The organism is Streptomyces sp. NPDC049597, from assembly GCF_040675505.1.
In the GTDB taxonomy this organism is placed as follows: Bacteria; Actinomycetota; Actinomycetes; order Streptomycetales; family Streptomycetaceae; genus Streptomyces.
On the sequence record NZ_JBFAOY010000011.1, the window covers coordinates 1 to 13085 of the forward strand.

Sequence of the window (13085 nt, forward strand, 5' to 3'; positions counted from 1 at the left end):
GCACACCGACGGGGTGTCGGTGTGCGCCGCCCTGACCGGGGACGAGTTGCGGGAGGCGGCCCGCATTGTCATGGCGGTTACTTCGGGTCGCGCTTGAACGAAGCCGTCGACCAGCGGTAGCCGAGCACGGCCAGGCCGATGCACCAGGCGACCGCGAGCCACCCGTTGTGGCCGATCTCACTGCCGAGCAGCAGGCCGCGCAGGGTTTCGATGGCCGGCGTGAACGGCTGGTACTCGGCGATCGGCTGGAACCAGTCCGGCATCGCGTCGATCGGGGTGAACGCGCTGGAGATGAGCGGCAGGAGGATCAGCGGCATGGCGCTGTTGCTGGCCGCCTCGGCGTTCGGGCTCGCCATGCCCATCCCTACCGCGATCCAGGTGAGCGCCAGGGCGAACAGCGCGAGCAGCCCGAACGCCGCCAGCCACTCCAGGGCCGTGGCGTCGGTGGAGCGGAAGCCGATGGCCACGGCGACGGCGCCGACGAGGACCACGCTGGCGATCGACTGCAGGACGCTGCCGACGACGTGCCCGATGAGCACGGAGCCGCGGTGGATCGCCATCGTACGGAAGCGGGCGATGATGCCCTCGGACATGTCGGTGGAGACGGACACCGCGGCTCCGATGACGGTGCTGCCGATGGTCATCAGCAGGATGCCCGGGACGACATAGGCGATGTACTCGGAGCGGTCGGCGCCGCCGCCGATGCCGGCGCTCATCGTGTCGCCGAAGATGTAGACGAAGAGCAGTAGCAGCATGACCGGGGTGAGCAGCAGGTTCAGGGTGAGGGACGGGTAGCGCCGGGCGTGCAGGAGGTTGCGGCGCAGCATCGTGGACGAGTCGCGCACGGCGAGGGACAGGGAGCTCATCGGACGGTCTCCTTGGGCTGGTTGTTCTGGCTGGCCACGGTGGAGCCGGTCAGGGCGAAGAACACGTCGTCGAGGTCGGGGGTGTGCACGGTCAGCTCGTCGGCCTCGATGCCGGCCGAGTCCAGCCAGTCGAGGATGGAGCGCAGCTCGCGCTGGGTGCCGTCACTGGGGAGTTGCAGGGTGAGCGCCTGGTCGTCGCGCACGGTCTCGCTCAGCGCGCCGGCGGCGCGCTCGTACGCCGCGGGGTCCTCGAAGCGCAGCCGGACGTGTCCGCCGGGGATGAGCCGCTTCAGTTCCTCGGCGGTGCCCTGGGCGGCGATTTTGCCGTCGTTGAGCACGGCGATGCGGTCGGCGAGCTCGTCGGCCTCCTCCAGGTACTGGGTGGTGAGGAAGACGGTGACGCCGCCCGTGACGAGCTCGCGGATGATGCCCCACATGGTGTGGCGGGAGCGCGGGTCGAGGCCGGTGGTCGGCTCGTCGAGGAAGATGATCCGCGGGTTGCCGACCAGCGTCATGGCGATGTCCAGGCGGCGCCTCATGCCGCCGGAATAGGTGGAGGCTGGCTTCTTCGCGGCGTCGGTGAGGTCGAATCGTTCCAGCAGTTCGGCGGCGGTGCGCCGCCCCTCGCTGCGGGAGAGGTGGTGCAGGTCTGCCATGAGGAGCATGTTCTCCTCGCCGGTGATCAGTCCGTCGACGGCGGAGAACTGGCCGGTGACCCCGATCGCGGCGCGCACCACCTGCGGGTCGGCGGCGAGGTCGTGGCCGCCGACGCGGATCACGCCGTCGTCGGCGCCGATCAGGGTGGAGAGGATCTTGACGGCGGTGGTCTTGCCGGCGCCGTTCGGGCCGAGAAGCGAGAAGATCGTTCCTTCCGGGACGGCCAGGTCGACGCCGTCGAGCACGACCTTGTCGCCGTAGGACTTGCGCAGCCCGTTCGCCGCGATGGCCAGGTTGGTCATGAGGGGTGCTCCTTCAGAGGGCTGCGGGTCAGAGGCTGCGGGCGGTGATGTCGCCGTGGGAGGTGGTGGCGCGGATGTTCAGGCCGGGGGCGCCGTCGGTGTTCTTGAGCGCGTTGTGAATCCGGCCGTAGCCGGTGCCGGCGTCCAGGGAGGCGGACACTCCGTGGGCGGCGCCGATGGACACGTCGCCCATCTGGGTGGTCAGCACGACCGTGCCGCGCACGGCCTCGGTGATCTTGATGTCGCCCTTTTGAGTGCTGATCTCCCCGGGGCCGCCCAGGCGGCCGACCACAACGTCACCGTCGAGGGCGGTGAGGCGGACGCTCGCCGCCTCGTCGATCTTGATCGCGCCGGTCGCGCCGTCGAAGGCGACGTCGCCGAGCCGTCCGACGCCCCGGAACTCGGCGGCGGCCGCCTTCGCCTCGATGTTCGAGCCGGCGGGCAGCTGGATGGTCACCTCGATCGATCCGCAGGGGCCGAAGTACTGGTTCTTCGCCCCCAGGGCCTCGATCCGCAGGCCACCGTCGCCGTATACGACCGTGGCCTGCTCCGCCGCCTTCGCGTCGCGGCTCTTCGAGGCGTTGGCGGGCAGGACCTCGACCGTGGTGTCGGCCCGGTCGGCGGCGATGAACTGGATGCGCCCCGCGGGAACGTCCACCACGGCGTTGATCGGGGCGGGGGTCGCGAACTTGTGCATCGTGCTCTCCTTTGCGCGCTTTGTTTCCAATAGCAGAAACGCTACGTTGCATTCACAGATCTGACAACATAGTTGTTGCACCTCGCCTGCATCAGCGCAGCTCAAGAGGCAGAAATCGTTGCAATGATTGGGATTTAATGCAACGGAAGCCAGCCCGAGCATTGCAATGACCGGGCAGTGAACGCTATGGTGAAGCCATCGAGGAACCGCGAAGGAGATTGCGATGCCGGGAGGCAGGCTCACCCAGGAGGAACGCCAGCAGATCGCGCTGGGGCTGGCCGATGGCCTTGCCTATGCGGAGATCGCCAGAGGTCTCCACCGTCCCACCTCGACGATCACGCGTGAAGTGATGCGCAACGGCGGCCCCACCGCCTACCGTGCCGACCTGGCCCACCACGCCACCGAACGCCGCGCCCACCGGCGCAGGCAGCCCACGCCCCGAGGGCCGCAGGTGCCCCCGCAGGCCCACGGACGCAGCGCCGCAGCCGTGCGCGAGTATGAGGAGACGTTCACCACCCTCTTCATGCAACAGGGCCTGCCCAAGATGATGGCCCGGGTGCTGACCTGCCTCTTCACCACCGACGCGGGCAGCCTCACCGCGTCCGAACTCGTCCAGCGCCTCCAGGTCAGCCCGGCGTCCGTCTCCAAAGCCATCACGTTCCTCGAAAGCCAGGGCCTCGTCCGACGGGAACGCGACGAACGCCGCCGCGAGCGCTACATCGTCGACGACGACGTCTTTTACCAGGCAACGATCGCCAGCGCCCGCGGCACCGCCCAGATCGCCGAGATCGCACGGCAGGGCGTAGGCATCCTCGGCCCCGACACCCCGGCCGCCGCCCGCCTCGAGAACATCGCCCGCTTCAGCGACTTCATCAGCGAGAGCATCACCCGTGCCGCGGAGCAGGCCCGCGAAGTCCTCTACACGAAAGCTGAAACGACGGGCGGCACAGCCGAGTCACGTTCAGATCGCGGATAGACAGCCGTCTCGATGCTCAGCAGTGGTGCCCGCGTCGAATCCTTCAACCTGAGCCGACTTCATCGCGCCCGCCAGACGGGCTCGTTCATGCCGGGGGCGGTGAAGTCGGCAAGCCCTTCATCGCAGCTCCGTGGCTGACCGGGTGGCCGAGGGTACGGGGGCTGGGCACGGCCACGGCGCGCGGTCGGCACTGGGACCAGGAGGAGCCGATGCGCGTGGCCTCCTCCTTGCCGCGATTGGTGCTCCATACGGCAGTGGCGTGCCGGAAGACAACCGTCTGGCCGACCGTGACCGGGGGGCCGGAGCCGTTGATCAGCGCCTTGGAGACAAGGCTCTTTGGCGAGGCTGTGTGCTCGTCTGCTGCTGCGGGCGCCCGGCACTGGGTTCCACTGCCCGGCATCGGCTATTGCAGAGGCAGGTCCAGCCGCTTCCTCCGGCGCCGCTCACCGAGCGCAGTGAGGGTGACCAGGGCCGAAAACGCTTCGAAGGAGATCAGGATGTCGCTCAACGCGTGGCAGCCCGCAAGGATCGCGAAGACCAGCGTGACGATCGTTCCTGCGGCCAGTCCTGCCTGGAAGGGGTGGCGCGCGCACCACCGCTGCGTCGTCTCACGAATTCGAGTGCGTGCCATTTACCAGCTTCCCTCGGTTCTACGAAACTGCCGACGGCAGTGGTCCCTGGCCGATGGCTGTGGTGGTGTCGGCCAGGGGCCGATGATCTGCTGGTGAGTCCTGTGGGCCTGAGCCCGTCGCTGCGGGACCCAGGTAGTGAAGGCGGCGTCCTTCTCCTCGACGGAGGAGAAGGACCGGCCCGGAAAGGACATGGTCGCGGACGATGAGGACCTGCCGTTCGACGCGTCCCTTGCCGGTGGGCCGGTAGGCGGCCAGGACGTCGATGTCGAAGTCGTGGTGGCCGGCGAACCCGACTGCCTCCGGTTGCAGTGGGACCGCCTCGCCCGGAGCGACGTGCCGGCGGACGACGGTCTTGGTCCGGTCGAAGACGAAGTCCGTCGGACTGCCGCCTCATCTCCTCAGCACGCTGCCCATCACCCCACAACAGGCACGAACTCGTCATGCGCAGCCGACGGCGAGGACACTGCAGCCAGCAGCAGTCACGCAGAGATCGGCCCGGTGAGCCAAGCCGCCCCAGAAGCGGATGGAGCCGCACAGACAGACGACAGTCGGCCGGCTCGCCAGACACTGAACCAGCAGGAAGCCCCATACGGTCAGGCGTCCTCGGCGCCGCCGAAGCGGTCACGGTAGGACTCCAGGTCCTCGTCCGTGATCTTCGCGAAGAGCACCGGTGGGACAGTGAACGCCGTCCCTGCCGGAACGAAGTCCAGGGCCTTGGCCTGCTCGGCGGTGACCCAGGTCGCGGTGTCGCCCTCCAGTGCGAAGGCACCGCGCATGGCAGCAGACGTGGCCGGGATGAATGGCTCGGAGACGATCGCGTACAGGTGGATCAGGTTCATCGCAGTGCGCAGGGTCAGCGCGGCACCATCTGGGTCGGTCTTGATCTCCAGCCAGGGGGCTTTCTCCTCCAGGTAGGCGTTGGCCGCGGACCACAGGGCGCGCAGTGCGGCCGCGGCCTTGCGGAACTGGAGGGCCTCCATCTGCTCCTCGTACTCGGCGAGCAGACGCGCGATCTCCTCGCCGAGCTTCCCCTCTGCGTCGCCGGCGGTGCGACCTGCCGGGACCTCGTCGCCGAACCGCTTCCGGGAGAAGGACAGCACACGGTTGACGAAGTTGCCGAGGGTGTCCGCCAGGTCCTTGTTCACCGTGGCGGTGAAGTGCTCCCAGCTGAACGACGAGTCGTCGGACTCTGGGGCGTTGGCGATCAGGAAGTAGCGCCAGTAGTCGCCGGGCAGGATCTCCAGGGCCGCGTCGGTGAAGACGCCGCGCTTCTGGGACGTGGAGAACTTACCGCCGTAGTACGTCAGCCAGTTGAAGCCCTTGACGACGTCGACCTTCTTCCACGGCTCGCGCACTCCGAGTTCGGTGGCCGGGAACATCACCGTGTGGAAGGGGACGTTGTCCTTGGCCATGAACTGCGTGTAGCGGACGGTGTCGTCAACCTCGTACCACCACGACTTCCAGTCGCGACTCTCGCCGCCGGAGGCGGCATCCGCCCACTCCTTCGTCGCGCCGATGTACTCGATCGGGGCGTCGAACCAGACGTAGAAGACCTTTCCCTCAGCAGCGAGCTCCGGCCAGGTGTCGGCAGGGACCGGGACACCCCAGTCCAGGTCTCGGGTGATCGCGCGATCGTTCAGTCCCTCGGTCAGCCACTTGCGGGCGATGGCCGTGGACAGGTGAGGCCACTCATCGCTGACAACGTTGATCCACGCTTCGACCTCGTGCTGGAGCTTGGACTGCAGGAGGAAGAGGTGCTTGGTCTCGCGGATCTCCAGCTCCGTGGAGCCGCTGATCGCCGAGTGCGGGTCTTGCAGGTCGGTCGGGTCGAGGACGCGGGTGCAGTTCTCGCACTGGTCGCCGCGGGCCTTGTCGTAGCCGCAGTGCGGGCAGGTTCCCTCGACGTACCGATCCGGCAGGAAACGGCCGTCGACGGGCGAATACACCTGGCGGATCGCGCGCTCCTCGATGAAGCCATTCTCGTTCAGCTTGCGCGCGAAGTGCTGAGTGATCTCGACGTTCTGCTGCGACGAACTGCGCCCGAAATAATCGAAGGCCAACTCGAACCCTTCGTACACGGCCTTCTGCGCGTCATGGGCCTGAGCACAGAAATCGGCAACCGAGAGCCCCGCCTCCTTGGCTGCCAGCTCGGCCGGCGTTCCGTGCTCGTCGGTGGCGCAGATGAAGAGGACGTCGTGCCCCCGCTGGCGGAGGTACCGGGAGTACACATCCGCCGGAAGCATCGACCCGACCATGTTGCCCAGGTGCTTGATCCCGTTGATGTAGGGAAGCGCGCTGGTGACCAGGTGTCGAGCCATCCTCGGATGCTCCATTTCGTGCGTACGGCGCCGGTGGCAGTGCCCCGGCGGGGCCAAGTCGGGAAGCTGCAGCCAATGCGATCATTCCGACCGCACATCGATGTCACGCATGATGACGCAACAGGTCTACAGGTCACCGACATCGTATCGAACCGGCGGTTGCCCTCCCGCGGGTTTGCAGGCAGACCGCGCAGAGCTCAAAAGGCACTCGGCCGTTCGAGACAGGCGGCCAAGCGAGTCGCGTACGGCCGAGGCACTCACATCTTAAGACGTCGTTTCAAACGGCGAGGCACGAGCGACTATTGGCGCCTATGCGCGTCGGTCCAATCGGCAGGGTTGCTCGCCGCGCACTGATGACCGAGCCCACCGGCGCGACGCGTGGGACAGCAGGAATGGACCAAGGGTGAACCCTCCTGCGCGGGCGAACCACCCCGGCGCTCCGGGACCATCATCGGAGCCGCCATGTCCGCGTCCCTCACCGGCCGCTCATCCACCTTGGTCCGCGGGCGGCGACGGCAGGCCCCGCACCAGCACGTCCTGCCGACAGTTCCTCAGCGCTCGTGGCACCGAGCCGGAAGGCGCCGGGGGTCGGCGCCGGGAGCGAACAGGGCCGCAGAGGACGGTGCGTCTCAGGTCACGGCATGCCCGTACGCTGCGGCCAGATGCTCGAGCTCCGGGTCGCCGAACACCGCACGCAGCGCTCGGAACGCCGCGACCTTGTCCTGGCCGAACCGACCCACATAGGCCGCGTAGGTGTCCGGGGAGACGAACTTCGGCGGGGTCGTCTTGCTGTGGAACTTGTCCGCGTACATCACCAGCCGCTCCTCCGGCGTGACCGCCAGGTAGTCCGCGGGCGGGAGGGGCAGCCGCTGGGCCAGGACGTCCTCCTTGCTCAGCCCGACGCCCGTGTGACACGAGCAGAACCGGCACAACACCTCCGGCAGTCCCTCGGCCTCCAACGCCTCGTGCCCCAGCACGCCGTGGCGCACGTAGTTCTGCCCGTTCAGCCGGCCCTCAACGTCGTACAAGCGGTAGACCCCGATGTCGTGCAACAAGCACCCCGCACGCACCAGATCCGCATCAACACCACAACCAGAAACCGCAATCAGACGCTCCGCGACACGCCACACAATTTCACAATGCGTGAAAACAAGACCGAACGCGGCGTCATTCGGAGCATATTTCAAATGCAGCGCACGAATCTCATCCACCGAAGGCACATACATCCGGACAGCATAACCACCACACCAACCACGAGAACGCCAGTCACAGAAAGCACGGGACAACCCCGTTGCGGACGCTCATGTAATTCCCCTGCTGCTGAGGTGAGCCGACGGTGAGGCCGTCCGTGTCAGTCTCACCAGAGCCCCACAGAAGCTGCCGTTCGGTCGCACCACGGTAGAACTCGCGCATGGCGTTGAAGTGCCCCGGCAGGTACTCCTTGGGGCCAGCGGCGATCTTGTTCGCGCCGTTGCCGACCAAGGAGGCGGCCTTTGTTCCCTGTCGGCAGGGCGGCCAGGAGGGCCGGAAAGTCGATCTGCCTGAGCAGTTCCGCAGCACGAGCCACCTGAGCTGCAGAGAGAGCCAGCCCTGCTGAAGGCGCAGGATGGCACGGCCCGCTCTCAGGTGCTCGGCGTCGACAAGGGCGCCGCCGAACAGTAGGCGACGGAGACACTCGCCCCGTTCCTGGCCTCCAAGGAGCAGTAGCTATGCTCTATTTGCCCATGGCGCCGGACAACGAAGAGGGCTGCTCCCGCTGTTGTGGGGATAGTCATCCGACGGCAGTGCCTCGCCCAGTATTTGGGCCGGAGGGATCAGCGGGCGGTGTCGAGCGCATAGCCGGAGTCGTGCCACTCCGCCACCATGTCCTCGTCACGCGCAACGAGGACATGGCCCGAGAACTCGCCCAGTTGCAGCGCGCCGGGCACCCACGGCGAGAACGCGTCGGCGTGCCCGCCTCCCGAGGCGACCTGGCCCAGGCGCACTCCGGGAAGCAAGAGGCTGTACCGGACCGGGACGCGGCCCACACCCCGGATGTGGCGTCCCTGCTGATCAGCGACCGACTCGGGTCGGTGGTCGACTTGTTGGCGAACCGCCCCCGAGGACGCTGCCGAACGCGCGGTGCGGGGGTCTCAGCGTGTGGCCGTCCACCCCGCCCCTCACCGCGACGACGGGGTGGACCAGCAACCGGGACGGCGCGCGCCGACAGTGCACGCTCACCCGTCAGAGGCCGAGTGGCCTGGCGATGAACTGGCCGCGGAAGTCGATCTTCCAGCGCCCGTCGTCGGTCAGAAGTGCCAAGGGCGGTGAGCCACCCGGGCAGCCGACGTCACACTGATGCCACTGACTCACGATCTCGGCCGAGGTGTCATGGGCCCATGCGGACGCGAGATTGATGCTGAAGCCGTACCACCGCTCGGCATTTGCCGGCTGCTCATCGCGCTGCGATATCTCCGCCCGCTTGCTGCTCGAGACAACGGGGTCGGATTTGCGGAGCTCGAAACGGGCTGCGTAGGAGCCGTCGCGTGTGGGGCTGGTGACGTTCGTGGCGCCGTACGACGTGGCCCACTGCTTGATGAGGTTGGCAGGTGCTGCGGTGGGCAGAGTGCGGTCGGCCGACTGCTCCCAGTCGAGGGTGCGCTGGACACCGGCGGGGTCGGCCATAGCAGTCTGCGCGGGTGATAACGCGACTCCCGCTGCCAGCAGGGACGAGACGACTGCCAGGAGCCACGCTCTGGGGCGCGCTCTTTTCATGGTGGGACTCCTCCATGGGACGCCGAGCGGACGGTTTCGCGATGCTTCGGTTCGGTTGCGGGCCCCGACTCTTCCCTCGGGAAGAGCAGTGGGCAAGGGCCGACAGCACGGCGCGCGGGAGCATCCATGCCTTGGTCCGCACCACCGTCCAATGGCCGATAGCGCCTCCCTCGACGGCCGTACCCGCTTCGCGACCACGCGTAGACGAACCGGACAAGTCCATGTCCCCCGCACGCCCCGATCTGCCTCTCCCCTTCCGCCCCGGGCCGACCCGCAGGAAGGCGGGTACCGCAGGACCGGCCCGGCCCCGGGACCGCCCTGCCGGTGCCCCTCCAGCTCCTGGCCCCCGCCCTCGGACCAACTCCTCGACCCGTGCGCCGCGGCGCCGACGACCCTCGCCCCGCGCGCGGGCATGGGCGGCGTTTCACCGCTCGGCGGTCCACTCGTGTCGCCGGAGCCTTCGGGACGGGCGCCGTGAGCGGGCTGATCCTCGCCCCTGGCTGCTGGTCCACGACAACCCCATCGGCGGTTCGCTCCCGGCCCTCCGCGCAACCGGACCGGCCACTGCCCGACACCCCCGCTCCCCGAGACCCCGGGCACGGGCGTGCTGCGCCAGGGCGACAGTGGCCACGGAGTGTGCGAGTTGCAGGAACGTCTGCTCCGCGTGCCGAACGTCTACGAGGGCGGCGCGAGGGATCGCCGCTACGGCATGGAGGTCCGGCAATCCCGCCCCTGACGCGCACGGCTACTCGCGTCGCGGGGTGACACGCGGCAGCAGTTCCGCCGCCGTGGTGTTCATGTGCAGTTGAAGCAGGCGGTGCGGGAAGGAGAAACCGCTGTCGGCGCGGTACAGCAGGATGCGCCGTTCTGCCGCGTGCAAGAAGCGGCGGTACCGGTATGGCGTGCCGCCGCTGTATGCCAGGACACCGCGTATCGTCCAGTGCCGCAGGATGGCGAGGCCGCCATAGCGGAAGGCGCGGGCCAGACCGTAGAGGCTGCCGAGCAGCAGGGCGACGAACCAGGCTGTGCGCAGTCGGTCGTCCTCCGGTGAGGTCAGGGCGAGGAGAGCGAAGAGCGCCGGCCCGATCAGGAGACACGTGGCCCCGCCCTGGATCAGGGAGAACCGCAGGGTGCGGCGGGTTCCTTCATTGGGACGGGGACGCCGATCCTGCAGGGATGGCTCGAACTGGTTACCGAACGCGTAGAGCGCCCCGAGGGAGAGCGTCGCTGCCGGACCGATCCACCACGGGTCAGGGCAGAGCAGATGGAGGACGTACCCGAACAGCAGGACGTTCGTCACCGCAAGGAACAAGGTGACGATGCCTCGGATGTAGTTCTGCTTGGTCGGCGACCAGAGCAGTCGCTCCTGACGCCGCCAGGTCCACCTAAGCTGTTCGACCGGTGAGTAAACGTCGGTGAACGCGGCGTCGAACTGCGTGGCGGTCACCCACAGGTAGCCGAGTCCGATCACAAGGACGCCTGGTGCGGTCAGATCGGCCCCCAGCAACACGACCAGCCAGAAAACGTTGAAGAGCATCAGGGGTGTGTTCGCCCCGAAGGGGATGAGGATGCTGCCCGGTTCGTCGGGCCCAGTCGAGTGCCGGTGGGACGGCGACTTCGCGTAGTGCTTCTCGGACCTGTACGCCTGTCCGGCGATGGTGAGCGCCATGGCCAGAGCGAACGCCGCCGCATCGAGCAGGCTCGTCCGCACCACCCCGGCCTGGGCGGCGACCACCACCCACCCCAGCGGCACTCCGAGGGCCACGGCCGACATGACGACGTTCGGAACACTCCTCGGCAGGATCTGCTGGGCCGGCGAGAGCCAGGTCAGATCCAGTCGATCCAGATGAAGCACGTGCTCACCGCGCTCGGTGAGCGTGCGGGCGAGCCAGGTGAGCCAGTGAAGAGTGCGCTCCGGATCGTCGTATCCCCGGGGCCGGCCGTCCTCCAGGCACCGCCGGACGTAGGTGTCGAAGATGCGACGTCGGCGGTCCGTCAGACTGCCCGGTTCCCGAAGCTCGGCTGCCGATCGGTTGCGGTACGCGACGTGGATCACGTTCAGCATCACCGGCGACTGCAGCAGCGGCCACAGGTCCGGGTCGCTGCCCAGGGCGGCGCTCACGTCTTTGAGGGCTTCGATGTCGGAGGCCAGGAAGTCCTGGACGTCCTTGCGCGTGGGGGGCAGGAGCTCGGCGTAGCGCAGGGCGCCGATGCTGCGTGCCAGGCGCCGCAGATCGGCCTCGTCGGTACGGCAGCCGATGGCTATGCCGGGGCACTCCGCCCGCAGACGGCGCAGCTCCTCGACGCAGCGAGGTCGTTCCGCCTCGGGCACCTCATCCAGACCGTCCAGGACCGGCAGCAGTTGCCGCCGGCTCAGCCAGGTGCGCACGAGTACGGCGGGCAGCTCGTAGGGCCCGCGGCCCATCGCCGAGATCAGCCACTCCTCGATGGGTTCCCCGCGGTAGCTGTCCAGGCTCAGAAAGACCGGTATCGGTAACGGCTCTGCGCTGCTGTCCTGTTCCAGGGCTTCGACAGCGAGCTGGTGGCCGAGCCGGGCGAGCTGAGTGGTCTTGCCCAGCCCGGGACTGCCCAGCAGGACGATCTCGTCGGCGTCGTCGAAGAGCACACGGATGTCCGTTTCGGAGGTCGGCACGCGAACGGGCTCGGAACGCCGTGTCCTCCTGCCCCGCGGCGTCCGGCCGGTTCTGCTTCCCTCTGGGTCCCGCCAGATCAGGAACCGGGGGCAGAGGTAGTAGTGGGCCTCGGCACGGCGGATCTCGTCCGAGGTCGTGGCCCGGACGCTCTTGAGCATTTTCCGCCTGAGCGTCGCTGCTGTCTTGTCCCTGCGCATCCGCACCGGCCAGGTGGCGACCGTAACCAGCCAGCCGATGACCATGCGCAGGAAGCGACGGGTGAGATGGCGAGGGGCAGGCCAATCGGGTACGTCGCCAGGGATCGTGGCACCGGGGGGTTCGTCGTCGACGCCCGGCAGTCGCAGGCCGTCCGCCGGCTGCCCGGCCCGCGTCTGCGCGACCGCGGCGTGCCATCGCGGCTCCCACTCTGCGGGGTTGCCGCCCAGAGCCCGCACCAGGGACAGGAACACCTCCAGTTGGGGGTGCTTCTTCCCGGAGAAGATCTGTGAGACGTAGCTCTTGTGCACATGGGCCGCGTCGGCCAGAGCGGTCAGGGTGGGCCGCTCAACCGGATCACCCCGCCCGTAGAGCTCGTCGTAGACACGGCGCATCAGCACCGCCCAGTGGTGATCCCCCGGCTCCGCCGACTGGGGATCAGGGCGCCTTGGGCCTCTCACCTGGAAGCCTCCACGTCCTGGCATGCACTCTCCTCGTTCCTGCCCGTTCACTGGCGTTCACTCGTTGACTGCCGTCCGAACGCCCTGGCCGGCGGCGTCCAGCCGGCCCTAGAAATAAGACGCGGCTCCGGAGCGGGGCTGCGCTGCCATTCCATACCTGAGGGAGTGCCTCCCGGGTGAAAACGGCGTTTTCGCCACCGCAGAGCAGCCTCCAGGTTTCACCCGCGTATCGATCCACTCGTGTGCGCCGCGCACGCCCGACATGAAGGAGCTCAGGATGAGCAACGACGACCAGCGCAACCCCACGCCGGACGCCGCGCCCCGGTCCGACTCGGCCGCCGGACGCGACCTTCACTGGCTACTGACGGGCTGCCTCCTGCTGGCCGGCCTGGCATACGTGGCCCACCAGCACCCGGCTGTAGGCAGTGCGCTGCAGGCCGCCTTCAGCGGGGGAGCCTTGTTGATCACCATGGTCCTCGCGGCCACGAGGCGGTGATGGCCCGCGGCGGCGGCTTCAGGCGCGTGCCTCCCGGCCCGCGGCCGGCAGGCCAACACACCGCCGAACTCCCTTAG

The 13085-nt window shown here is 68.1% G+C and carries 12 protein-coding genes and 1 pseudogene; 2 read left to right on the forward strand and 11 right to left on the reverse strand.

What is annotated here, in order from left to right; translation table 11 throughout:
* Positions 1-77: 77 nt before the first annotated feature.
* The 3 genes from AB0K02_RS14725 to AB0K02_RS14735 are packed head-to-tail and all read right to left on the reverse strand — an operon-like array spanning position 78 to position 2522.
* A complete protein-coding gene (locus tag AB0K02_RS14725) occupies positions 78-866 on the reverse strand; it encodes an ABC transporter permease (protein ID WP_365992793.1) in 789 nt (262 codons plus the stop codon).
* On the reverse strand, positions 863-1825 hold the full coding sequence (locus tag AB0K02_RS14730; protein ID WP_365992794.1) for an ATP-binding cassette domain-containing protein: 963 nt from the start codon (positions 1823-1825) through the stop codon (positions 863-865). Before AB0K02_RS14730 ends, AB0K02_RS14725 begins: the two co-directional genes overlap by 4 nt.
* Positions 1826-1853: 28 nt before the next feature.
* On the reverse strand, positions 1854-2522 hold the full coding sequence (locus AB0K02_RS14735) for a DUF4097 family beta strand repeat-containing protein (RefSeq protein WP_365992795.1): 669 nt from the start codon (positions 2520-2522) through the stop codon (positions 1854-1856).
* A gap of 223 nt (positions 2523-2745) precedes the next feature.
* On the opposite strand from AB0K02_RS14735, the gene AB0K02_RS14740 reads away from it, so the two are divergent.
* Positions 2746-3498 carry a helix-turn-helix domain-containing protein gene (locus tag AB0K02_RS14740; protein WP_365992796.1) on the forward strand — a complete coding sequence of 251 codons (753 nt, stop codon included), beginning with the start codon at positions 2746-2748 and terminating at the stop codon, positions 3496-3498.
* Between the two features lie 403 nt (positions 3499-3901).
* On the opposite strand, the gene AB0K02_RS14745 is transcribed toward AB0K02_RS14740, so the two are convergent.
* From AB0K02_RS14745 to AB0K02_RS14780, 8 genes and pseudogenes are all read right to left on the reverse strand, one after another.
* On the reverse strand, positions 3902-4129 hold the full coding sequence (locus AB0K02_RS14745) for a hypothetical protein (protein ID WP_365992797.1): 228 nt from the start codon (positions 4127-4129) through the stop codon (positions 3902-3904).
* 78 nt (positions 4130-4207) lie between these two features.
* A pseudogene (locus AB0K02_RS14750) lies at positions 4208-4499 on the reverse strand (IS21 family transposase); the annotation flags it as partial.
* 224 nt (positions 4500-4723) lie between these two features.
* Entirely contained in the window at positions 4724-6448 is a 1725-nt protein-coding gene (metG, locus tag AB0K02_RS14755; protein ID WP_365992798.1) for a methionine--tRNA ligase, read from the reverse strand.
* 629 nt (positions 6449-7077) lie between these two features.
* Positions 7078-7674: an HD domain-containing protein gene (locus tag AB0K02_RS14760; RefSeq protein WP_365992799.1), complete on the reverse strand. Its 597-nt coding sequence runs from the start codon at positions 7672-7674 to the stop codon at positions 7078-7080.
* A gap of 40 nt (positions 7675-7714) precedes the next feature.
* A complete protein-coding gene (locus AB0K02_RS14765) occupies positions 7715-7930 on the reverse strand; it encodes a hypothetical protein (RefSeq protein WP_365992800.1) in 216 nt (71 codons plus the stop codon).
* 332 nt (positions 7931-8262) lie between these two features.
* On the reverse strand, positions 8263-8445 hold the full coding sequence (locus AB0K02_RS14770) for a hypothetical protein (RefSeq protein ID WP_365992801.1): 183 nt from the start codon (positions 8443-8445) through the stop codon (positions 8263-8265).
* 226 nt (positions 8446-8671) lie between these two features.
* Positions 8672-9112, reverse strand: coding sequence for a heparin lyase I family protein (locus AB0K02_RS14775; RefSeq protein WP_365992802.1), 441 nt, complete (start codon positions 9110-9112; stop codon positions 8672-8674).
* An 835-nt stretch (positions 9113-9947) separates the two neighbouring features.
* Entirely contained in the window at positions 9948-12446 is a 2499-nt protein-coding gene (locus tag AB0K02_RS14780) for a helix-turn-helix domain-containing protein (RefSeq protein ID WP_365992973.1), read from the reverse strand.
* A 343-nt stretch (positions 12447-12789) separates the two neighbouring features.
* Here AB0K02_RS14780 and AB0K02_RS14785 point away from each other — a divergent pair, with 343 nt between their 5' ends.
* Positions 12790-13008, forward strand: coding sequence for a hypothetical protein (locus AB0K02_RS14785; protein WP_365992803.1), 219 nt, complete (start codon positions 12790-12792; stop codon positions 13006-13008).
* Positions 13009-13085 lie beyond the last annotated feature (77 nt).

Coding starts and splice junctions, on each gene's coding strand:
- metG (WP_365992798.1), bottom strand. CDS start 6,448: ATGGCTCGACACCTGGTCACCAGCGCGCTTCCCTACATCAACGGGATC.
- AB0K02_RS14735 (WP_365992795.1), bottom strand. CDS start 2,522: ATGCACAAGTTCGCGACCCCCGCCCCGATCAACGCCGTGGTGGACGTT.
- AB0K02_RS14775 (WP_365992802.1), bottom strand. CDS start 9,112: ATGGCCGACCCCGCCGGTGTCCAGCGCACCCTCGACTGGGAGCAGTCG.
- AB0K02_RS14740 (WP_365992796.1), top strand. CDS start 2,746: ATGCCGGGAGGCAGGCTCACCCAGGAGGAACGCCAGCAGATCGCGCTG.
- AB0K02_RS14745 (WP_365992797.1), bottom strand. CDS start 4,129: ATGGCACGCACTCGAATTCGTGAGACGACGCAGCGGTGGTGCGCGCGC.
- AB0K02_RS14730 (WP_365992794.1), bottom strand. CDS start 1,825: ATGACCAACCTGGCCATCGCGGCGAACGGGCTGCGCAAGTCCTACGGC.
- AB0K02_RS14725 (WP_365992793.1), bottom strand. CDS start 866: ATGAGCTCCCTGTCCCTCGCCGTGCGCGACTCGTCCACGATGCTGCGC.
- AB0K02_RS14780 (WP_365992973.1), bottom strand. CDS start 12,446: ATGCGCCGTGTCTACGACGAGCTCTACGGGCGGGGTGATCCGGTTGAG.
- AB0K02_RS14760 (WP_365992799.1), bottom strand. CDS start 7,674: ATGTATGTGCCTTCGGTGGATGAGATTCGTGCGCTGCATTTGAAATAT.
- AB0K02_RS14785 (WP_365992803.1), top strand. CDS start 12,790: ATGAGCAACGACGACCAGCGCAACCCCACGCCGGACGCCGCGCCCCGG.